Genomic DNA, 22,712 nt, shown 5'->3' on the forward strand with positions numbered 1-22,712 from the left:
ACTGGTATTTGATTTGAGTTTTATTTAAATTAAATTATTGTTTATTTACTTCTTTTTTTGATTGTTCAATTTGTTCTGGTTGTTTTTCTTCAACCACTTTTGTTTGTGTAGTTGTAACCGTTTCTGTCGTTGTAACTAATTTAACAGCTTTAAATGCTTTTCTTACATAGAAAATTCCTGAAAGAATCGCAAATACTAAAGCTACGTAAATTGGGATGTTTAAAATGTATCTAACAATTTGTTGATGTGATGTTGCATTTAATCTTGCATAATGCAATCCAACTGTAACAACTAATGTGATTGTAAGTCCAATAGCTAAAACAAATGTTTTAATTTTTCCTCATTTACCTGCCGATACATCGTGTCCTTTTGATGCTAAAAATACTCTAACACCATCTACAATAATATCTCTTAATAAGAAAAGTGCCATAGCTCAGAAAGGTAAAACATTAATTACAGCTAAATAAACAAGTGTTAAGTTAACCATTAGTTTATCTGCAATTGGATCTCAAACTTTTCCAAACACAGATACTAAATTACGTTTTCTTGCAATTGCTCCATCAAAGTAGTCTGTGACCATAGCTCCAATAAAAATTGCAAGGATTAATAAATTAATAATTGTAAGTGCAATTTTGTAACCTAGAACGCTACCTGAATTTGCTGAATTTTCTAATGCAAAATATGATGCACCAGCTTGGTTTGTTCCTAAGTAAATTAATAAAATGCTAATTGACATTAATAGAAGCATTGGAACAACTAAAATGATTCTAATTAATGTAAGTAAGTTTGGTAAACTGATTTTTTTCTTTTCTTTTACAACTTTTACTTTTTTAATTTTCTTTTCCTTTGTTGAACTCATTTTTAAAAATCTCCTCCATTTTGTTGTGTAATTCAGCTTCTTCTTTATAAATTTGATTAATTGAAGCTTCATTGTATTTTTTAACTTCTGCAAAAGCTTTTTCTTGGTTTGTATTAAAGTATTCTAAAACGTTAGGGATTTTTTTAGCTCATAAGTTGGAATTGCAATCTCTAAGTTGTTCTAAGTTTTTAATAAAAATTTCGTGAGCAGGGTTTTTGAATAAGAATTCTCTAAATTCAGGTGATTTAAACACTTTAACAAGAATATTTCTAGTGTTATTGTTAATTTCTGACATTGTGTATTCACCAATTGATGGTACAAATTCATCGTGTTTTACTTTGTTAAGTTTGATTAATTTGTTAACCATAACGTTAAGTTCATAAACATACACGATTGCTTCTTGTGTAAATTCAAAGTGCGCTTGTCTTTGTTTTTTCTTTGCAATTTTGTCCTTAATGAACTGGTATAAGATGTATGATGCTAAAGCAAGTAAAACAACACCAAGGATAACTCAAATTGCTATATTTAATTTATTATCAGGCATAACATCTCCTTTCTATTTTGTAGTTATTTTTAATTTTCATTTAGGTTCTTTTGCTACTACGTATTCTTTGATTAAATCATCTAATTCTTCAGGTGTAAAAGTTCTTCCTTCTAACATCGATTGATGTAAGAAGTTTCCATATCCTCTGTAGTCAAATGAATTAGCAGGTTGATATAGTACGTATGAAATTTTTCCACCAGTTGATAGTGTTCTTGAAATTTCAATGTCTACATCCTTTAGTTCTTCTTTGATTAATTTTAAGTTTTCATTTGCTTCTTTTTTAGCATTCACATAGTTTTCTGCTAATAAAACGATTTTTTCAATATCAATTGTTTCGTGTTGCATAAATTCTCCTTAAATTCAATGAGCACTGTGTGCTATGAAAAGAACTAAAATGTTAAGACCGAAGAAAATCAATGTTGATAAAGCATCTGATAATGTCGCTAAAATTGGAGCAGACATAACAGCTGGGTCTTTTTTAAATTTAATAGCTACAAGAGGAATAATTGTTCCTAAGAATTTAGCAAAGATAACTACAAAAAATAGTGATAATGAGCTTGCTAAAATAACAAATGAAAGAACTCCTCAACTTGCTGTTTTACCATCACTTTCTCTAAATGATGGAATTGCAAAGTAAATATAAAGTCTGGCTACATTGACTACGAACATAATCGCCCCAATAATAGCACCAATGGATACTTCACGACCAACTACTTTTCACATATCTTTAGTTCCAATTTCACCTAAAGATGCTGCACGAGTAATTGTTGTGGAAGATTGAGAACCTGCGTTTCCAGCAGCCCCTGAAATAATCGGAATAAGTCCAACTAAGATAGCAGAAGAAATTGCAACATTAATTCCGTTAACAAATCCTTCTGAAACGTCAGTGAATTTTTGAATAATAAATTGAGATAAAGTAGCTGAAATCATTAAGATAATTAATCATAAAACACGAGATTTAACAATTTGCATAATTGTTGTTTTAAGATAACTTTCTTCAGCAGCTTCAGGGTTAATCCCGGCAAGCTTATACATATCCTCTGTTGCTGAATCTTGAATAACATCAATAACATCGTCAGCTGTAATCATACCGATAAGGTATCCATCAGCTGTAGTTACTGGAAGTGTTGATCTATCGTGGTCAGCAAATATGTTAGCTGCATTTTCTTTTTTATCATTTGGATGAACTGTTGTAACAACGTTGTAAAGTTCATCTAAAGTTTCTTTTTCATCATCTGCAAAGACTAATTCTTCAAGTGTGATGTCTCCAAGTAATTTCTTTTGATCATCTACAACATAGAAGTTGTGTGTAAGCTCAATGTTGCTTCTATAGTCTTTTTTGATTTTTGAAATAGCTTTTTTAACCGTTCAATCAGATTTAAGAATAGACATATCAACGCTCATAATACTTCCGATGCTATCATCATCGTAAGATAAAATGTTATTTAATTTTTGTCTTTTTTCTGGATCTGTTTTAGACAAAATGTATTTTGTAATGTTAGCTGGTAATTCTTCAAGAACGTCGGCTAACTCGTCGGTTTGAAGTTCTTGTAAAACTTCCATACCTCAATCTTGAGTGAATGATTGAGCTAAATTAACTTTTGTATCATCATCTAAATAAGCAAAAACGTCAGCAGCATCTTCAGTTTTAAGCACCCTTAAAATGTAAAGTTGCTCATTGATTGTTAATTCGCCAAGTGCCTCAGCAAAGTCTGCAAGAGGATATTTTTCAAGCAACAATCTAACGTCTTTAATTTTTTTAGCAGCAATGAGAGTTCTTAAATTTTGTATTAACTCTAATTTTTGTTCTTCTGTGAAGTTCATATTACTCACTTAAGTACTTAATTAAATCTTCTTGGAAATGATCTAATTCAGTATCTATCATTGCTCCGTTTTTGATGATTTTAATTTGTCCATTTTCTTCTGAAACTACAATTGTAGTTGCATCTGATTGTTCAGAAATTCCCAAAGCAGCTCTATGTCTTGAGCCATAATTAGCTTCAAAACTTCTTTTTGTGATTTTGTAAAATGTAGCTGCATAGTAGATTTTGTTATCTCTAATAACCACAGCACCATCATGCAATGGAGATGTTTTATTAAAAATCGAAATAAGCAAACTGCTTGAAATGTTTGCGTTAACAACAACACCATCAGTTCTTAAGTTATCAATGTTGTCATTGTTTTCAATCGTAATAAGAGCACCAATTTTGTTTTTTGATAAGTAATCAACTGTTTCTCTTAATTGGTTAATTAAACGAATTTGACTACTTTTTCCTAATTTTTCATATTTTGATTTTCTGATTTTATTTCCAACAAATGTAGAAATCATTGGTTTTAAGAAGTAACCTAAAAGCCCTAGGATTGCTATAAAAGTTAAGCAACCTATAACTAATGAAATGATTGCAACAACATTCATTATGCACCTTTAACAAAATATGCGATTAGGATGATTAGCACCATTACAAGTAATGTGAAAACTATTCCAAGAATGTTAAAAGTTAAATCTTTTTTGTATCAAGGAAGAGCTTTTTGCGATTTTTTGTGTTCTAATGCTTCTTTTTCTGCTTGTGCTTTAACACGAGCATTATTTATCTCATTTTTTCTAAATTCGACTAAGTCAATGAATTTTCTTTTTTCTTTAGTTTTCTTATCCATATTGACTCCTTTTGTATATTTACTTTTTTAATTTATATAATTTTAAATTGTTTTTTTTAAAAATAAAATTTTTAAACTAGTTAAATAAGCATTGCAGAAAGTAGTTTTAGTTAATTGACAAATTAATTTTTGATTTTGATATCAACTAAATTAGCTAATTTTAAATTATGCAATTGCAAAAATTGCATAAAAAAACAGTTCTTTAGAACTGTGAAAAATTAGCATAATTTTGTGATTAAAATACTCTTCAAAGACATCGATTATTTTAATTGAATCATACCTTTGTTTTTGAATCATCTACTTCGTTTTCGTTCGGAATATTGAAGTAGTTTAATAATTCTATAGAAGGATTTTCTTTTGATGCATCTGCAGCATCTTCATCAACTTTAAGAATTTCTGTATCTTGAGTTTGTAACTTGATTTCTTGTTCAATAATAGCTTGGACATCTTCAAGAATAATTGTGTCTTGTCTGATGTCTTCTAGCTCATTGATTTGTTCTATAACTTCAACTTTTTCTTCTTGCACATAGATGTTTTTGTTAACTTGCTCATCTTCACCTGAACCAATTACAGTGATTTTGAAAAATCCTGCATTGTGTGGTGTATTGATAATTTCTTGTCCTATTTTGATAGCTTCTGATTCATTAGTTTCATCGATGTTTAGTTTTTTGTAAACACCCATAATTGCTTCATGAATTTGAGCCGATGTCGTATTATGGTCATATTGCAAGTTAATTAATAATCTCGAAGGTACAAATAATGGATAATCATAATAGTTTGGTTCAAAAAGCTTGTTAAGTGCTTTTGAAACTTTTGATTCTCCTGAACCTTGTGTAACGTTAATGATTGATTTACCTGAATTTGTCAATGCATTTTTAAAATCAGCAAAGTCAATGTTGATAAATCCTACTTTGTTTAAAATGTCATTAATTGCAACTACAATATTTTTTAAACTTACGTTAGCTAATCTGTATAAGTCTGCACTCGGAACTGATGGGTTCAATTCTGAAATTTTTTGGTTTGATAAAACTAAATATGCGTCTGTATTTTGTTTAAGATTTTCAATACCATTTGTAGCTATTTTATTTCTTGCTTTACCTTCATATGCGAATGGTGTAGAAATGATACCTAATACTAATGCACCTTGCTCCTTGGCAATTTGAGCAATTAATGGTGCTGCTCCAGTACCTGTTCCACCACCAAATCCAGCAGTTACTATTACAATTTTTGAACCGCTTAATTTTTCTTTAATATCTTCAATACTTTCTTTAGCAAGTTCTAATCCAAGTTCTGGATTTGAACCAGCACCAAAACCATTGTTACTTTTTCCAAGAGTTAATTTATTTTCACATTTACTGTATTCTAATGCTTGAGAATCTGTGTTTGCAGCTATGTAATTGATGTTTGGCAAATTTTCATCAATCATCATATTTACTGCATTATTTCCTGCACCACCAACGCCAATGATGGTGATTTTAAAGTTCTCTCATTTTTTATATGGACTATTTTGGGTTAATTGATCCATTTTTTAACTCCTTATTTATGGTTAAAAAGGTTTGTAAAGATTCTTGCAAAGATATTTCTTTTTGATCTTGAATAATCTATTCTACTAATAATAGTGTTGTTTTGATCTTTTTCAATAAGCATATTGTTACTTTGTAAAATAGCTTGCTGAATTAATTTGTTTTCTAAAGTAAATAAAGTAAAAACGTTGTCAGCTAATAAATTTTGAACACGTAGCTGATTGAAATTGTTGCTAAATGATTCTTTTAAATCATTTGCGATAAATTCATTTTCTGAATTTACAATTAAGCTTTTTAAGTTTGGTAAATCTAAATGTTTTCTATTTAGATTGTAAAAATCTAAAACTAAGTTTGATAAGTGTTTTTTAAATTCATTGTATTTTGCTACAACAAATTTGTAAACTTCAGCATCTTCATCAAATCCATTTGAAAATTCATCTAATCTTGTGTGGTAATCAATCATATTGGCAACTAGTTGATTATTTACCTTAAGATTATTTGCTAATTTATTAACTAAGTAATTTAATGAAATATTGTCATATTTTTTGTAGTTGAAAATTTTTCCATTTTTAACTACAAAAAGTGATAAATAATTTTTGTTTAAATCTACAGCAATACTTTGAACAGCTGTATCTGCAATTCTACTTGCAATTAATTGTGACTTAAGATAGAAAGTAACTCTTAAGTTTGTTCCTGAATAAGGTTTAGTGAACATTTCTTTTAATGTTTCTAAGTTTGTTCTATCTAAACCTGTGTCAAATAATGAAAATACTTGACTAATTTTTGTGTACTCTCTATCTGTAGGTACATTTGCATATTCTTTGCTAATATCACCTTTAACTGTTGTTCAGTTAATTGTTGGTGAAGAGATGAAATTCTCTAAGTTTGAGAATTTAATGTGTTTTTGCATTAAGTTCTCAAGTGATTTTTCAACCTCTGAAGAGTTAATTAGATTGTTGTTATTATCTAATTGATTGATAAATCTTGAAAATGATAAGTTTTCAAATAAATTGTCATCAAAAATTACATTTAGCTCTAGCTCACTATCATTTACAACTGTTTTTGTTGCTACAGCAGCTTGCTGATATCACGCATCAAAAGTTATAATGTCAAATGAGTTATATTCTGAAGTACGACTTAAAACATTGAAGTAATTATCATTTTGATATTTAACAAGTACAAATTCTGCATTTGTATCTGTTATATGATAGTTTGCTATGTACTTGCTCATAATTACTCCTTTATTTTAATTTTTTAATAATTCTTAGTTTCGCACTTCTTGATCTATTGTTTTCTTCAATTTCTTGTCTAGAAGCTTTTATTGATTTAGTTATAAATTCTTTTTGTTCTTGAATTGGCATTTTTGATGGTATTTTAGATTTGGTAACTTCTGCAAATGCATTTTTTACCATTTTATCTTCGATAGAATGGAATGTAATAATGCTTAAAGTTCCATTTGTATCTAACATACCAAGTGCATTTTCAAGTAATTGTTTTAATGAATCAAGTTCATTGTTAACTTCAATTCTGATTGCTTGAAAAATTGCTTTAGCTGGATTTTTTTCTCTAAGTAATGCAGCTGGATATGCACTTTTTATGACATTAACTAACTCTAAAGTAGTATTAATTGGACGATTATTACAAATGGCTTTCGCAACTTTTTTATTAAGTTTTACATCAGCGTATTTTCATAATATCTCAGCCAATTTATCTTCATCATAGTAGTTAACTACATAATAAGCATCAAGTTCTTGTGCTTGATTCATACGCATATCAAGTTTTGCGTCCTTGTTATATGAGAATCCACGTTCTGCTTGATCGATTTGTGGTGATGAAATTCCTAAGTCAGCAATAATTCCATTGACTTTAAAGACATTTTGTTCGTGTAATTTTGAAACAAAATCTTTAAAGTCACTTTTAATAAGTGTGAAATTATTACTTATTTTTTCAAGTCTTACTTTTGATTGTTCTAAAGCATAATCATCTTTATCAAAAGCGTATAAGTGACCTGTTGTAAGTTTTTTTAATATCTCTGATGAGTGACCACCCATTCCTACAGTTAAATCAACATAAATTCCATCTGGTTTTATATCCAGTGAATCTACTGTTTCGTTCAATAGAACTGAATAATGTAATTTACTTTGTTCCATGACCTGAAAGAGTTTGAGCGATATTTGCTATATCATCAAGAGAGTATTGGTTGTTGAATTCATCGTATTTTTCTTTTGATCATAGTTCAGCAATTGAACCTACACCAATGAAAATAACTTCTTTTTTGATGGATAGTTTGTCAATGATAATTTTTGGTAATGAGATACGGTTTTGATTATCAAGGTCGATTTCGTAAGTGTTTCCTAAAATGTATCTTGCAAGAATACGTGCATTTCTATCAAAACGATTATTTTCTTCAATCATTCTGATGTAAGCTTTGTATTCTTCGATTGATCTAATTTCAGCATTACCATCAAAACCGATGGTAACAAAAACTTTCGAACCGAGTTCATCTCTGAAGACCGGTGGAATGACCACACGGTTCTTATCATCTATGTTTCTTGAGTATTCGCCGTACATATTTACCACTTCCTCCCACTATCCACCATAATTCTACACCAAATTAGACAAGCATTTAAAAAATATTTATTTTTTTAGCAAAATTTTTTAGATTTTTCATAAATGTGAAAAATTCAAAAAAATCAGACTTACACAAATCTGATTTTTTAATTTTTGATAGTTTTTATGGAAAAAGTGCTCTTTTTCCATTTTTTACTAATTTAATAAATTAAATTAATTAAGCAAAATTGATGAAAATTAGTCAAAATTTGCAAATATTTAAACAATTAGTGGGAGGAGTTTTAAGAAAAAAATATTCAGCTTAATAATAAGTCGTGATTTTCATCGAAAATTGAAAAAAATTCTGATAATTTGCTCGATTTTCTCAATGAATTTAACTTGTTTTAAATGAATCATAAATAACTCTTTGAAAAAGTTTAAAAAAGAAAGTTTAAGTTCGTATTTTTTAATTTTTAATAAAAAACCTGCGCAATAAAATTGTGCAGGACTTTGAATTATTATTAATTTGCTGGAACAGTTATTTCGTTTGAAGATGAGTTTGAAGCTTGTTGCTTTTTACGTTCCTCTTCTTCTCTTTTTGCAACTAATTCATTGATTTTGTTATCTAAGTAATTATCTATTTGATGAACATATTCATTAGTTTCAAAATCGATTCTACCATCATAGTATGGAGTTAAATCAATCTCTTTAAGTGAAACTTTAGATAATTGAACACTCATTTCCCTATATGTATCTAAAGGTTTTTTGATGATGTTATCCTTAATGATATTTGTATGTTCACCATCTAACAACTCATTGAATTCATATGTCTTGTAGAATGAAGAATAAATTTTTCTAACAATATCATTAATTGAATAATTTACAACTGCAATCATATTTAAGTTGTAGTTCAGAATGAATTTAATCTTTTCAATAATAGGTGCATATTCAGCCTCTTTTGGATTATTAATTAATGAAGCCGAATATAAATTGGTTTGACTTAATAACATATTGTTATATTCATTAAATTTTTCTTGTTCATCTTTCTTTTGTAAGTCTTTTAGAATTTTGTGTGAATATTTCTTTTGCTTAATTTCTTCATTAATTCGATCAAATTGAGCTTTGTTTTCAGGATTATTAGCAAAAACTGCATCAATGTTCTCTTGATTATTTAAAAATTTAGAAACAACATAAAGGTTATTTGCAATGTTATTAATTAACTCTGTCGCTTTTGAACCTTCAATATTTGTATTTACATATTCATTTATTAAATCACTAACTTCAGTAACATAGTTTCATTCTCTTGGATTTATACCATAAATATATAAATAAAGTCCTAGAACAGGAAATTCATCAGATCTTGCTGAAGTTGGTTGCTTTCTAAAAAGATCTGCTTGTACGTTAATTTGATTAATTTTAGCTTTAATTGTAGCTGTTCATTTTTCATATTCAATAGCAGCAAACGTTTCACCCTCATCTCTTTTTTTAGCCAATCTTTCTTTGACAACTTTATATGAATCATTCGCATTTTGCACAGCTTTTAATAAGTAGAATAACTCAGTTTGGTTTTCATTATTTACTTTATTTTCAAGATATTTTGCAAGTTTATCAAATCTAGAAACTTGATATTCAAAGTCATCTACTGAACCACAAGAAACTGATGCAACAATAGGAAAAGCAACAACTGGGGTTGCTAATAATGATAAAAATAATTTATTTCTCTTTTTTAACATAATTTTAAATTGTATATTATTTGAAATTTAATTTAAATAAATTAAAGTTTTGATCGCTAATATTAAAAATATGATTTAAGTAAAATAAATTAGATAAATAAAATTAAAAAAGGAATAAAATATAAGCATATTTCATTATTACAGTTTTTTATATAAGGAGATTAAATATGGCTAAATTTAAACGTGTTTTTATGATTGTTACAGATGGTTTAGGAATAGGACCAGATAAAGATCAAAAACGTTTTGGAGATGATGGTGCAAACTCAATTAGATCTGCATCAATGGTTGATGAATTTAAAATTGACACTTGAAGAAAATTAGGTATCGGAAACATTACAGACTTAAACGGTGACTACAGACAAAAAAACCAAATGGGTTATGTTGCTAAAATCCAAGAAGTTTCAAATGCTAAAGATACATTAGCAGGACACTGAGAAATGATGGGAATTAAAACATTAGTTCCATTTCCTACATTTGCAGAAAACGGATTCCCACAAGAATTAATCGACGAATTATCAAAAGCATTTGATGGACGTCCAATTGTCGGAAACAAAGCTGCATCAGGAACAGATATTATTAATGAATTAGCACATGAAGAAAAAGAACGTGGAGCAATCATTGTTTATACATCAAATGACTCAGTTCTTCAAATTTGTGCTCATGAAGAATGAACAGGTTTAGATAACTTATACAAATATGCAAAAGCTGCACGTGAAATTTGTTCATCACGTCCAGAATGAAACGTAGGTAGAATTATTGCTCGTCCATACATTGGAGAAGAAGGAAACTACACAAGAACATTTAATAGACATGACTACGCAAACCAACCACGTGAAATGATTTTAAACGAATTACAAAAAGCAGGTGTTGAAGTTATTTCTATCGGTAAAATTAACGACATTTTCGTTGGACAAGGTATCTCAAGACACATTCCATCTGGTTCAGATGAAAAAGGAATGGATGCTACAATTGAATTAGCTATGCAAGATGGAGAAAATCAATTTATCTTCACAAACTTAGTTCAATTCGACTCACACTTTGGACACAGAAGAAATGTTCGTGGATACGCGCAAAATATTGCCGACTTAGACGTTAAATTAGGAAAATTAATCAACGTTCTTAAAGAAGATGATTTATTAATCATGACAAGTGACCATGGAAACGACCCTCTTTACCCTGGATTCAACCACACAAGAGAATACTTACCGCTTACAGTTTACTCTAAATCATTCAAATCACCAAAAGTGTTACCAGTTCTTGAAGGATTAGGAACAACAGGAAACATTGTTGCTAGAAACTTTGGTGTCGATATTGTTACTGAAACAGGTGAAGATATTTTCGACAAATTAGTATAGTATTTATTCAACTCATCAAGCTTATGCTTGATGTTTTTTTATTTCAAAATTTATCTAAATTACAACACAACTAAATGTGTAAATTTTTCACACTGAATTGAAGTTTTTTATGTTTTTCTTTCCATTTTTTTTTTTTTTTTTTTAGAATAAGGGTTAGAAAGGGTGAAATTATTTAGTTCATAAGACCAAAAATACACAAGAATATAACATTCCATTCTCCACAATTCAATTATTCATTTTGTTTAGATTTAAAAAACTGTTTTTCGTTAAACACCCATCTAATTAATTAATCTATCAATTATTAATTATTAAAGTTAATCTCAACTAATTGAATATAAATATTTTTCTAAGTTTCACAAGTAATTAATTGAGCTAAAATAATTTCATTCTTTCTAGATGTTAATATTTAAATTTAAAAATTACACAAAAGGATTAAAAATAAATATGCAAAAGAAATTTTTATCAGTACCTATATTAGTATTATGAATTTTAGATTGAATTTTAATCTTTATTTTAAGCATATTAGCTGTAGCAGGAGCATTAACCGGTGCTGGAGTTGGTTTTGTTATAGGTATGGCTCTTGTTTACCTTTTAGTAAGTGGAATGAGTTTAGCTCTATTTATTATGCAAATCGTTGCTGCTGTTAGAATTAATAGTGAAAATAAAACAATTATGGTTTTATATATCGTTGGATTTTTCGTCCCAATTTGTACTTTAATTGCAGCAAGTATGGCTATTTACAAAAAATTATACTAATATTAAATTTATAAAATCAAATAAGAAAATAGAGAATAATACAAAAGTTCTCTATTTTTTAATTTGACTGTTTTCAAAGTTAAAAAATCCACAATTAAAAACTAAGGAATTGATTTAAATTGGTGTAATTTATCGCAGAAAATGTAAATTTTCACATTTTTTTCACATTAAATCAAAGTTTTTTAACTTTTTCTTTGCGTTTTTTTTTTTTTTTTAGAATAAGAAGTGGGAGGAATAAAACTATTAAAATATAATATCCTAAATGTATAATAATACCATGATTTTTCCATTTTGTTACTTACAGTAAATTACCATTTATCTTTGTTAATATTTCATTGATTCATTTTTATAATGATAGTGCTATCTAACAATAATAGTAATTAAAAAATAACAACTTCATTATAAATTGCATAATGTAATGTTTCGAAAAGTTACTTCAACATACAATAATCAGTGATTTCTTTCACTTGTGTATGATTATTAAATTCAATACTTATTATAATTTAAAGATAGATGCATGTGATTTAGTTCAATTTTTTAAGTAGTTCAATAATAAAAAATTAGTTTTACTCCTTCCAAATCTAAAGTTTTGATTTAAGAAAACTTTATAAAAAGGATTACTTCGATATGCAAAAGAAATTTTTATCAGTTCCAATATTAGTTTTATCAATTTTAACAACGGTGTTTGCTTCAATATATTTTATAGTGGCTTCTTTAACTCCCATAATGTTAAGCAAATTTACTACAGATAGAGACACGGTAGCAATCCTTAGCATAGTTGCTTCCGTCATAAGTCTTATGCCTACTTCGGGATTAGGGCTTGCTCTATTTATTACATGCATTGTGGGGGCAGTTAGAATCTCTCAATATAATAAAGCTACGATGATCTTATATACTATAGGTGTATGTGTACTGCCTCTTTTATTACTTCTTTCTTTCATCGGTTCAATTATAGCCATTGCTAAAAAACAATATTAATATAAAAATTTATAAATTTAATATCAAAAATTGGGAACAATAAAATGTTCTCTATTTTTGTTTCACTGTCTTTCTATAAATCAACTGATTATTGCTGCTGAATTAGAATGCTGCGAGTTTTTCTATGTTTTATATATGAAATTTTAACCATTTTATAAATAACAAAAATACTTATGACTTAACCTTGCATTTACCGATATAGACAAAACAACAGTATATAAATTCAAAGATGATGCTACTATTACTATGACAATTGATGGCTTAATTAACAAAGCTCAAATTTTTGCATCAAAAAGAAAAACAGTTGCTGATTTTATAGCAAGGATAATACCGACAATTAGATTTAAAAAAAGATGTAGATGTATCAACTAAAATTAACCCAGAAGATATTAATATAGACACAGATGTTTCAATTTATTGAAGTAATGATTCATTACCAGAAGTTCAAAAATTCTACAATATCTCATATAAAGTTACAAAAGAAGACATAGATGAAGATAGTGAAGATGCATTTTATATCTATAAAACACTTACATCTAAAGAAGATGCTAGACTACAACTTGTACTAATATCCACAGTAATTAGTGATTATGTGAAATAGTACTATATTAAAAAAGAGAAACAAAAATAGAGCGTAAGAGTCATACATTATTGTCGAATTGTAAAGTGAGCCAAAAATAAGGTGCACTTCTTTTTTAATCTAGTTTTTTACTTAATGCACAAAATACATCAAAAACAATTGAAATTAATATATTTTTTTCTTTTATCACTTAATGCAAGTCTCAAAAATAAAAACATCACATATAAATTTGTAATGTTTAAGATACTATTAACATCTAATTCAATCTACTTTGTCGGTTGTTTTAGTTGCAAATTTAATTCTCAATGCTTTCACTCATAAATAACCTATTGATGGAGTTAAAACAAATCCGACTCCAAAAATAACAAAGTTTAACAGACACACAATCGCTACATTTCCACCTTTATAAAATAAAGGTTCACGGAAGTTTAAGAAACCATATATAGTCATATCAAGTTCTTTTGTCAATCTATTTCCATTCTTAAGCTCAACATCTTTAAATTGATCATAAATTGGTGTTGACATGAAGAATGTGATTAAAGCAAAGAAGTAGTAACCTAACATTGTTATAACACTTAAATAAACGGTTCTCTTTGAAATTTGAATTTCTTTACGATTTATGATTAAAATCACAAATCCTAAAATTGGTGACACTGCATGAATAATGAATGTGTTAAAAAAGTAAAGTGGTTTAAATTCTTTTAATTCAGGCACAAAGATTAATGTTCAATATATTAAGAATGTAATTGAAATGTAAATAATTGACAAGAAGAAAGTTTGTTGTGCTTTATGATTTTTCATTTTTAATGCAAATATAACTGCAGATATTGCTAAAAATGTATTACTAAGTCACGTAAATGTTAAATTAACTCTTCAAAATGATTGAAGCATTTTGTAACCGTGAATACTTGATCTATTTAGGATTTCAGATTTAGCTTCATCTGATAAACTTGTTAATTCTTGTGAAATTCTTGTTGAAGTTAAATGTCAGTTTATTAGCGTTGCTAATATGACAACAAATACAATACCAATTGCTAAAAAGAATGATATTTTTTGTCTTGTTGTTAGATAAGAAAAATTCTCTTTTGTTGTTTTAATTATTTTCATAGTTTCATTATATAAAAATAAGAAAAAACAACTTAGATTTATTTTGTATTTCTTATGATCTTAATTTGATAAATAAAATTAAATTTTTATTCTTTGAATTGACAAAAATAATGTAAAATAGTTTTAGCGTGGTCGCGTAGCTCAGCTGGATAGAGCACGAGCCTTCTAAGCTTGTGGTCGGAGGTTCGAATCCTCTCGTGATCGCCATTTTTTTTATACCTTTTTTGACCCATATAAATAATTGAAGATATAAAAATTAAAAATATATATAATGTATGCATTATATATAGGATAAATTAATGAAAGGAGTAAATTATGTATAAGATGTTTAAAATTTTGCCATTTAACATTAAAATGAGATTTTTTATTGGTATCATCATTGTTATTTTAAATGTTGCTTGCACAATGATTTTGCCAATTGTGCTTAGTCAATTCTTGCCTTTACTTACAAAAGGTAATCAAGAAATATACACGATTACAATTTTTAAGAACTTACAATTGTATGAATCATCAAGCTGAACTAATGCATTTGTATTCTTATTAATTTCAATCTTAGTATTACTTGCACTTACAGCAATAACTGCTATAGCTTCAACCATGATAATCATCGGAGCTGGCGAGAGAGCTTCTAACTTTTATAGAAATGCTTTATTTGCTAAATATCAAAAACTTAGTCTTAAAGATATTTCTAATTTAACAACCGAAAGTTTAATAACAAGAATCAATGATGATGTTGCTGTCTTTTGAGATTTCTTAGTCGGTGCATCAACATCACTTGTTAAAGCACCATTATTTATTATTGTTGGATTAGTATTTGCTTTTGCAACAGATTTAGAATTCACTTACTCAATTTTAGCTGTTATACCTTTACTTCTTTTTGTTATGGTATTTATATCCGTTAAGGTAAACCCTAAACTTAAACAAAACAGAAAAAATCTTGATGCAATTACAAAAGAAGTTGACGAAACTGTAAATGGTGCTAGATTTATAAAAGCAAATAATTTACAAGAACAACAAAAAAGAAAATTCAATCACGCTAATAATCAATGAGTAAAAACTGAAAAGAATATTTTTAAATTCTTTGCAATTGGAACACCTGCGTTCTTTGGAATTGTTAACTTTATTGTTGTCTTAATTTACGCAATAGGAAAAGTTAAATTAGATCAAAATCCAAACATTGATGGTGAGTTTATCGCAAAGATTAATGTATTTATCGAATATGAATTTGTTATAGCTGGTGGAATTATTTTATTCTCACAATTCTTAGGTTCTATGTTTAGAGCAAAAATTAGTTCAGGTAGAATAGTTCAAGTCTTAGATGCTAAATATGATGATTTATTTGTTCCAAATGGAAAAATAATTTCACAAACTAATGATGTAACAGATTATTCGGTTCAATTTAAAAATGTTAACTTCAAATACTTTGACACAGCCGAAGATTATGCAATTAAAAACATTAACTTCAAAATTCCAGGTGGCAAAACTTTAGGAATTATTGGACCAACTGGTTCAGGTAAAAGTACAATTGTTAACTTACTTGTTAACAATATGAAATACACTCAAGAAAACGGAAATATCTTAATTAATGGTATTGAAGTCAGAGACATCAATACACATAACTTACACAAGAACGTAGCTATTGTTTACCAAGATGCACTTTTATATTCGGGAACAATTAAATCAAACGTTTTATTCGCTAAACCTAATGCAACTAATGAAGAACTTCAAAAAGCTCTTGTAGCATCTTGTGCAAGAAACTTTATTCAGACATTCGAGGATAGAGAAAATCACAAAGTCGAACAAAAAGGTAAAAACTTAAGTGGTGGTCAAAAACAAAGAATCTCAATTGCAAGAAGTTTAATTATTGACCCTAAAATCTTAATTTTAGATGACTCAACTTCTGCTCTTGATAACTTAACCACAAAGCAACTTATTAAAAATATTAAAGAAAATTACTCTTGTACAACAATTATTATTTCTCAGAAAATTAACTCAATCAAACACGCTGATAATATTTTAGTTCTTGAAAATGGAAAAATTCTTGACCAAGGAACTCACGAACAATTACTTAATTCTTGTCAATGATATAAAGATGTAGCAACTAACCAATTAGATCAATAGAAAGGAAAGGTAAATATGCCTGATTTAAGAGAAGAACAAAAAGAAATAGCTCAAGATTTACAAGCTAATGAGCAAGTTAAAGTTTTAAAAACACTTAAACAATTACTTTCGTACTTTTGTAGAAGTAAAAAAATATTATTTGTTGCTCTTTTATTTTCATTACTCAACTCTATTTTCTATATCATTGGTAGTTTCTTAATTGGAATAATCGTACAAATCTTCTTTGAACCTTATCTTAATTCACAAATAACTTACCCTGATAAATTTAATTTAACCAACTTTATATTAATGCTATCTGCACTTACGCTTACATTTATCTTGTACGGTATTTGTAGATATGTAGAACAAAGGTTATATATCAAACTGTCTTTTGAAGCTGGTGCAACACTTAGAAAAGAACTGCTTGAAAAGATATTAAAAATGCCTGTTAGTTTTTATGATAAAAACAAAACAGGAGACTTGATATCAACTTTAATTGTTGATGTTAACAATACAGCTAACTCGTTATTCCAAATGATGACGCAAGTTGTAACAAGTATATTCAACATTTGTATAACAATCATTGTACTTATGTTAGTTTCATCACTTCTTACATTGATTGTTTTGCCTGTTACACTGATTTTATTTGGATTAGTTTTCTTACTAATTAAAAAATCACAACCTTACTTTGTTAAAGTGCAAAACTCATTCGGGAGACTTAACGCTTTTGTTGAAGAAATGTTAACAAATACAAAAGTAACTAACTCATTTGATAGACAAGCATATGTTTATAGTGAACTTGAAAAAATCACATACGATATTAGAAAAAGCGCTTACAAAGGTGATGTAATTGCTAAATCATTTGATATCTGATATACACTTATAGCAAACTTTGTTATCTTACTTATCTCAGGTCTTGCTGCAATCTTTTATTTCAAACAAATACATGTTTGAAACTTAATCGGACTTGGAGTTGACCAAAACGGAAATGCAACACCTGCATTTATTATCTTATTTATTTCCCTTAACTGAAACTTTATGGGACCATTCCAAAACATCTTATCAAGCGCATTTAATGCGCAAATTGGAATTGCATCTTCATCAAGAATTTTCAAACTTTTAGAATTTGTTGAACCTGATACATTAAATCAAACAATTGATATTAACTCTATTAAAGGACACGTTCAATTTGATAATGTATATTTCAAATACAATCCGGATAAGTTAGAATATCAACTAAAAGCAGCTTCATTCGATATTAAACCAGGTCAAGTTGTTGCGATTGTTGGTCCAACTGGCGCTGGTAAAACTACAATCATTTCTCTTTTATCTAAATATTATGATTACACTAAAGGTTCGATTAAAATTGATGGAAATGAACTTAGAAACATCAAAACAGATAAATTAAGAGATCATATGACAATTGTGCTTCAAGATTCATTCTTATTTAATGAATCAATTAAAGATAACCTTAAAATGACGAATCCAAATGCAACTGATGAACAAATCATTCAAGCTGCTGAAATGACACATGCCCATCATTTTATTATGAATATGCCTCAAGGTTATGAAACAATGATCGAAAACAATGGTGCTAACTTATCACAAGGTCAAAGACAACTTCTTTCATTGACTAGAGCAATTCTTTCAAATAAAAACTTACTTATTTTAGATGAGGCCACATCAAACATTGATTCAGCAACAGAACAAATCGTTCAAAAAGCTATGTGAGAGTTAATGAAAAATAAAACAACATTTGTTATTGCCCACCGTTTAAGCACAATTAAAAATGCTGATGTTATTATAGTTGTTAATAATGGACTTATTATTGAAAAAGGAACTCACAAAGAGTTATTAGACAAAAAAGGTTTCTACCATCAACTATATACATCCCAATTTGAATTTGAAAATTAATACTAACTCGCAAGCTAAATGCTTGCGTTTTTTTATACTTTTGAAACATTTACTCTATTTCATTAATTTTTATAAAAGTAAGTAAAATACATAAATTTTCAATATCATTTTTTACTTTTTCTATTCATATATAGATGTAAAAGATGTTTCCGATATATATATATATATATATATATATATATATATAATCAACTTATTATGGAGAAAGTATTGAAAAAATTAGTTATTTGAGCTCTATATGATGATGCAGAAAGTTCATATAAAAATGCAATTAAGGAACATTGAAATAACGAAAAATATGATTTAGAAGTTCATAGTGTCGGAATTAACGACATATCATTTCCAAAAAGCGGTAAATACTTCTATCATAGAATTGATTTATCTATTACAAACTTTAATTTAATTTCTCAATTAAAACAATTGCCTACACCAGACATAATATTAGCATCTCCACCTTGCGAAAGCTGATCTGGAGCAGATTGTAATGGGAAAATGTTTAGAAAAATCGATAGCAACGGAAACTGAGTTGTTAAAAATTCAAGATTTTATGATGAATACAACAAAACTTGCCATCCGGTTAAAAGAAGATACTTTGAACAAAAAGAAAGAGGAAGAATTTTAGGTGAAGCAACTGTTGGTGGAACAATTGAAATAATTAGAAAATTCAAACCAAAAGTTTGGGTTGTCGAAAACCCTGCTACATCAAAGACTTGAGAATTTCAAAAAAATCACTGAGATTTTATGGGATTTGAAAATAAATCAACTTATTCAGCATATGATAGTAGATTCTCTTTAAAGCCCACAATATTTAAATCAAACATTAAGTTACATTTAATTTCTAAGTCAGAAAAGAGAGCTGAAAAAAGCAAACATATGTCACATGGTTCTTATGCTCAAAGAAGCAAAATTCCACATCAATTAATAATTGATATGGTTAATCAAATTGTTAACTACATTGATAAAGATAAAAAAGAAGGTCGTAATGGAAGATAAAATTAAAGTTAAATTCTGAAAAATCGGTACAGCGATGACTCGCTATCTTGATCAATTAAAAGACAGTGTTAATGAGATTTGTAATAATTTAGATTATGAAAGCGTAAGTAAAAACAAATTAAACTTTAAAATATATCCTGAAAGAAATAAAATAAATGTTAATGATATTGAATTTACATTGTACAGATCAAAAAGTAAATTATCAAATGTCTCTAATAGTACAATTGACCAATATTTAAGAATTGTATATTTTCTTTTCAAAAAGGAATTTAATATTCAATTATTAAATGATAGATCAAAATATTATGAAGTCACTTTAGATTTTAAAAAACTTAAAGATGAAATCACTGAACTTCATAAAATTTCACTTAAGATACTAAATGAATTTATCAAAAACGAACTTATGGAAACTGAATTTGTCGATTTCAATGATTCAGAACAAGACTTTTGACTTACTTTTGTATTCTCTCAATATCAATATATGAAATTTGTTAATTCAGATTCTGAAAATGAAAAATTTGATAATAGACTTTATTATTTTTATATACCTAATTACTCAGAATTTCTTTCGGAAAATGAGTCAAATGAACTTTTTGATGCATTAAAAAACTTTATTTCAAATATTGCTAAAAGTCCATCAATTGAATTCAACTTTCCATATACACAATTCATCGATAAGATTAGACAAAATGAAGTTAAAATTAATGAAAATAAGGAAAGTTTAGATACATTAATCGAAAAAATCAATACATCTTTAGTAGAGAAATTTCAAAATCTAGTTACAAACAATGAAACCGAACAATTAAAAACCTCTTATTCAAAATTAGCATCAATAAGAGATTATGTTCAAATGCTTCTCGAAACAATAAAATTTGAATTACCTCCTTATCAAAGAGAGTATGTTTGAAAATTCGACAATATTAAAGAGTTACTTGATAGATTATTTAGTACTCACTCAAATAAAAATTACTATTTAAACAACGTTATTTTCTATAAACTACAAGATAACGAATACTCACTTTTAGACGGTCAACAAAGAACATTAACTATTTCAATTATTGTTTTATGTTTATGAAAAGTAACAATGGGTCAAATGTATTTCAAAATTGATCCATCACGCCCAAAAAACGAATGAAGCGAGCAATTAACTGAAGTGCTAAATAAATACAAAGGATTGTCATTCATATTTTGACACGCATATAATTTGATTAAACACCATCGTAACAAACCTCATTTATCTGTTTATGAAAGTTCAAACAATTATGAACATTTGAAGAATATAGGACAACTAATTAACAAGGTTGATGATAACATTTTTAGAGAAATCGAGAATTACATTATAGCTTATGCGCTTGATATTCATGGTGATTTAAATTTATCTAAGCTTAATGATTTTGCGACCAGATTTTTAGATAGCTCATATCTTACGGTCACTATTGTTGATAAAATTAATCCTGAAGAATTATTTGAAACACTTAACTCTACAGGTGTGCAATTAACTAATTTCGAATTATTTATAAACTTTGTCTATTACAAACTCATAGACTTAAAATCTAAAGATTCTTCATTTCTCACAAATGAATTTAAAGATGAGTCTGTTGTAATTGATGATATAAGAAAAAAACTTTTTGACAAATATATTCCTACGAAATCAGAAGACAAAGATAATAAGAAAATAGATAAATTCAATGATCATTTTAACGATTTTACTGAACATATATACTTTAGAATTGTGAATCTTAGAAGTTTAAAATGTGAAAACAACCGTTGTCTCATTAAATCAAACCAAGAATGTAGTTATTTTGATGATAATGCCGAAAAGATTGAATCAATTCATAAAAATAATAATAAAAAGGATAGAATCAATCAACAAAAGCTTCAATTTGTATTTGATTATCTATGTCATTCAAAAAATAATATTGAAAAAGTTCTTCAAGCATTTTATAAATACTTTGCAATTTTTATCTATTTAACGTTACCTGAAGAAAATAGGACATTGCCATACTTCCAAAACGTTAAAGAATTAACAGGATTTAAAGAAGAAAATTCATTATTTAAATTCATGTTGAGAATTTGTAAATTGGATGTTACAAAATCAATACTTTGAGATATTCTAGAAAACAATAATTACTTTTGCGCTAGAAAAAATGATGACAAATCGAATAACATAATCAAGGAAAATATAATAAAAAATTATCTTCTATATTTAGAAAAATCTATTTTAGTTTGAAAATTACTTGATTTCAAGGGGCAATCAATGACTGAAGTGTTCAAATCACTTCTTCTTAACATAAATTTAAATCAAGCAAAAACTATAGATTATTCTAAGAGGTTTAAAAATGTTATTAGAAATAACAAATTCTTCTATATAGACGATATTAGATTGAATAACTTGAAATCAATCATAAGTAGCAAATTTTCAAGCACAGATGATAGTGGCAATAGCAAAAATATATACATTAAAATTTTTCTAGCAAGAGTTAATTACTATTTAAAAAACAATATGTCAATGCTTCCTAATATGAAATTGAATCAATCTCTTGATTGAAATCAATTTTTAGATTCTTGCGATTTAGAACACAATATAGCAAAGGAATCTAAAATTCAAAACAAATTAGAAGCTGCAAAATGAGATGAAGTTAAAGCTTATATTTTTAAGATGGGTAATTTATCATTACTAGAAGAGAGTGAAAATAGGAAAAAAAGCAATGATGCAAATATAACTTATAGATCACAAAATGACAATAATTACACAGAACACGGTTATACAGATGTTAATGGTAAATGCATTTTAAATAGCTCTGAATGAACAACAAAGTGAATTAATCAAGTTGATAAAAATAACTCAAAAGAATCAGTTAATGAAAACATACATAAGTCACTTAAGAATATTGATGAAAAAACAAATCAATACATTGAATTATTCACTAAAATGTATCTAGAAAATGATGAAACAAAACTATAACTATTCACACCTTCACAAGCTTTTACGCTTGTGATTTTTATATCCAAAATACTACTAGATAAAAAAATTGACACCCTAAACCAAAACCATATCTTTGATA

The 22,712-nt window shown here is 27.5% G+C and carries 20 protein-coding genes and 1 tRNA gene; 8 read left to right on the forward strand and 13 right to left on the reverse strand.

What is annotated here, in order from left to right:
* Nucleotides 1–34: 34 nt before the first annotated feature.
* The 11 genes from pgsA to VBM90_RS00415 all read right to left on the reverse strand — a co-directional run bounded on the left by pgsA (nt 35) and on the right by VBM90_RS00415 (nt 9,864).
* On the reverse strand, nt 35–859 hold the full coding sequence (gene pgsA, locus VBM90_RS00365; RefSeq protein ID WP_323176431.1) for a CDP-diacylglycerol--glycerol-3-phosphate 3-phosphatidyltransferase: 825 nt from the start codon (nt 857–859) through the stop codon (nt 35–37).
* Nucleotides 831–1,403 carry an MHJ_0274 family protein gene (locus tag VBM90_RS00370; RefSeq protein WP_323176432.1) on the reverse strand — a complete coding sequence of 191 codons (573 nt, stop codon included), beginning with the start codon at nt 1,401–1,403 and terminating at the stop codon, nt 831–833. The genes pgsA and VBM90_RS00370 overlap by 29 nt, the downstream gene beginning before the upstream one ends.
* A 12-nt stretch (nt 1,404–1,415) precedes the next feature.
* A complete protein-coding gene (locus tag VBM90_RS00375) occupies nt 1,416–1,748 on the reverse strand; it encodes a hypothetical protein (RefSeq protein ID WP_323176433.1) in 333 nt (110 codons plus the stop codon).
* Nucleotides 1,749–1,757: 9 nt separating this feature from the next.
* A complete protein-coding gene (mgtE, locus tag VBM90_RS00380; protein ID WP_323176434.1) occupies nt 1,758–3,227 on the reverse strand; it encodes a magnesium transporter in 1,470 nt (489 codons plus the stop codon).
* A gap of 1 nt (nt 3,228) precedes the next feature.
* Nucleotides 3,229–3,819, reverse strand: a complete 591-nt coding sequence (locus VBM90_RS00385; protein WP_257089643.1) for a diadenylate cyclase — start codon at nt 3,817–3,819, stop codon at nt 3,229–3,231.
* Nucleotides 3,819–4,058: a hypothetical protein gene (locus tag VBM90_RS00390; protein WP_323176435.1), complete on the reverse strand. Its 240-nt coding sequence runs from the start codon at nt 4,056–4,058 to the stop codon at nt 3,819–3,821. The genes VBM90_RS00385 and VBM90_RS00390 overlap by 1 nt, the downstream gene beginning before the upstream one ends.
* Before the next feature lie 265 nt (nt 4,059–4,323).
* A complete protein-coding gene (locus VBM90_RS00395; RefSeq protein WP_323176436.1) occupies nt 4,324–5,583 on the reverse strand; it encodes a cell division protein FtsZ in 1,260 nt (419 codons plus the stop codon).
* A gap of 11 nt (nt 5,584–5,594) precedes the next feature.
* On the reverse strand, nt 5,595–6,812 hold the full coding sequence (locus VBM90_RS00400; RefSeq protein WP_323176437.1) for an MAG3720 family protein: 1,218 nt from the start codon (nt 6,810–6,812) through the stop codon (nt 5,595–5,597).
* A gap of 10 nt (nt 6,813–6,822) precedes the next feature.
* Entirely contained in the window at nt 6,823–7,731 is a 909-nt protein-coding gene (gene rsmH, locus VBM90_RS00405) for a 16S rRNA (cytosine(1402)-N(4))-methyltransferase RsmH (RefSeq protein WP_323176438.1), read from the reverse strand.
* Entirely contained in the window at nt 7,718–8,152 is a 435-nt protein-coding gene (locus VBM90_RS00410; RefSeq protein WP_257089633.1) for a division/cell wall cluster transcriptional repressor MraZ, read from the reverse strand. The genes rsmH and VBM90_RS00410 overlap by 14 nt, the downstream gene beginning before the upstream one ends.
* 500 nt (nt 8,153–8,652) lie before the next feature.
* A complete protein-coding gene (locus VBM90_RS00415) occupies nt 8,653–9,864 on the reverse strand; it encodes a hypothetical protein (RefSeq protein WP_323176439.1) in 1,212 nt (403 codons plus the stop codon).
* Between the two features lie 167 nt (nt 9,865–10,031).
* Here VBM90_RS00415 and VBM90_RS00420 point away from each other — a divergent pair, with 167 nt between their 5' ends.
* Together VBM90_RS00420 and VBM90_RS00425 are read left to right on the forward strand one after the other, a co-directional pair.
* Nucleotides 10,032–11,219, forward strand: coding sequence for a phosphopentomutase (locus VBM90_RS00420; RefSeq protein ID WP_257089628.1), 1,188 nt, complete (start codon nt 10,032–10,034; stop codon nt 11,217–11,219).
* A gap of 444 nt (nt 11,220–11,663) precedes the next feature.
* Nucleotides 11,664–11,975, forward strand: coding sequence for a hypothetical protein (locus VBM90_RS00425; RefSeq protein WP_323176440.1), 312 nt, complete (start codon nt 11,664–11,666; stop codon nt 11,973–11,975).
* A 617-nt stretch (nt 11,976–12,592) separates the two neighbouring features.
* Here VBM90_RS00425 and VBM90_RS00430 read toward each other — a convergent pair.
* On the reverse strand, nt 12,593–12,916 hold the full coding sequence (locus tag VBM90_RS00430) for a hypothetical protein (protein ID WP_323176441.1): 324 nt from the start codon (nt 12,914–12,916) through the stop codon (nt 12,593–12,595).
* 283 nt (nt 12,917–13,199) lie between these two features.
* Here VBM90_RS00430 and VBM90_RS00435 point away from each other — a divergent pair, with 283 nt between their 5' ends.
* Complete coding sequence (locus VBM90_RS00435) at nt 13,200–13,325, forward strand: hypothetical protein (RefSeq protein WP_323176442.1); 126 nt, start codon at nt 13,200–13,202, stop codon at nt 13,323–13,325.
* A gap of 457 nt (nt 13,326–13,782) precedes the next feature.
* On the opposite strand, the gene VBM90_RS00440 is transcribed toward VBM90_RS00435, so the two are convergent.
* The gene (locus VBM90_RS00440) at nt 13,783–14,640 is read right to left on the reverse strand and encodes an MAGa3780 family membrane protein (protein WP_323176443.1); all 858 of its coding nucleotides are present in this window, start codon (nt 14,638–14,640) and stop codon (nt 13,783–13,785) included.
* A gap of 130 nt (nt 14,641–14,770) precedes the next feature.
* On the opposite strand from VBM90_RS00440, the gene VBM90_RS00445 reads away from it, so the two are divergent.
* From VBM90_RS00445 to VBM90_RS00465, 5 genes are all read left to right on the forward strand, one after another.
* A tRNA-Arg gene (locus VBM90_RS00445) sits at nt 14,771–14,847 on the forward strand.
* A gap of 108 nt (nt 14,848–14,955) precedes the next feature.
* Nucleotides 14,956–16,761, forward strand: a complete 1,806-nt coding sequence (locus tag VBM90_RS00450; RefSeq protein WP_323176444.1) for an ABC transporter ATP-binding protein — start codon at nt 14,956–14,958, stop codon at nt 16,759–16,761.
* 15 nt (nt 16,762–16,776) lie between these two features.
* Nucleotides 16,777–18,654, forward strand: coding sequence for an ABC transporter ATP-binding protein (locus tag VBM90_RS00455; protein ID WP_323176445.1), 1,878 nt, complete (start codon nt 16,777–16,779; stop codon nt 18,652–18,654).
* A gap of 210 nt (nt 18,655–18,864) precedes the next feature.
* Entirely contained in the window at nt 18,865–19,647 is a 783-nt protein-coding gene (locus VBM90_RS00460; RefSeq protein ID WP_323176446.1) for a DNA methyltransferase, read from the forward strand.
* Nucleotides 19,637–22,612, forward strand: coding sequence for a DUF262 domain-containing protein (locus VBM90_RS00465; RefSeq protein WP_323176447.1), 2,976 nt, complete (start codon nt 19,637–19,639; stop codon nt 22,610–22,612). The genes VBM90_RS00460 and VBM90_RS00465 overlap by 11 nt, the downstream gene beginning before the upstream one ends.
* Nucleotides 22,613–22,712 lie beyond the last annotated feature (100 nt).

It is taken from the genome of Mycoplasma sp. 2704 (assembly GCF_034863285.1).
In the GTDB taxonomy this organism is placed as follows: domain Bacteria; phylum Bacillota_I; class Bacilli_A; order Mycoplasmatales; family Metamycoplasmataceae; genus Mycoplasmopsis.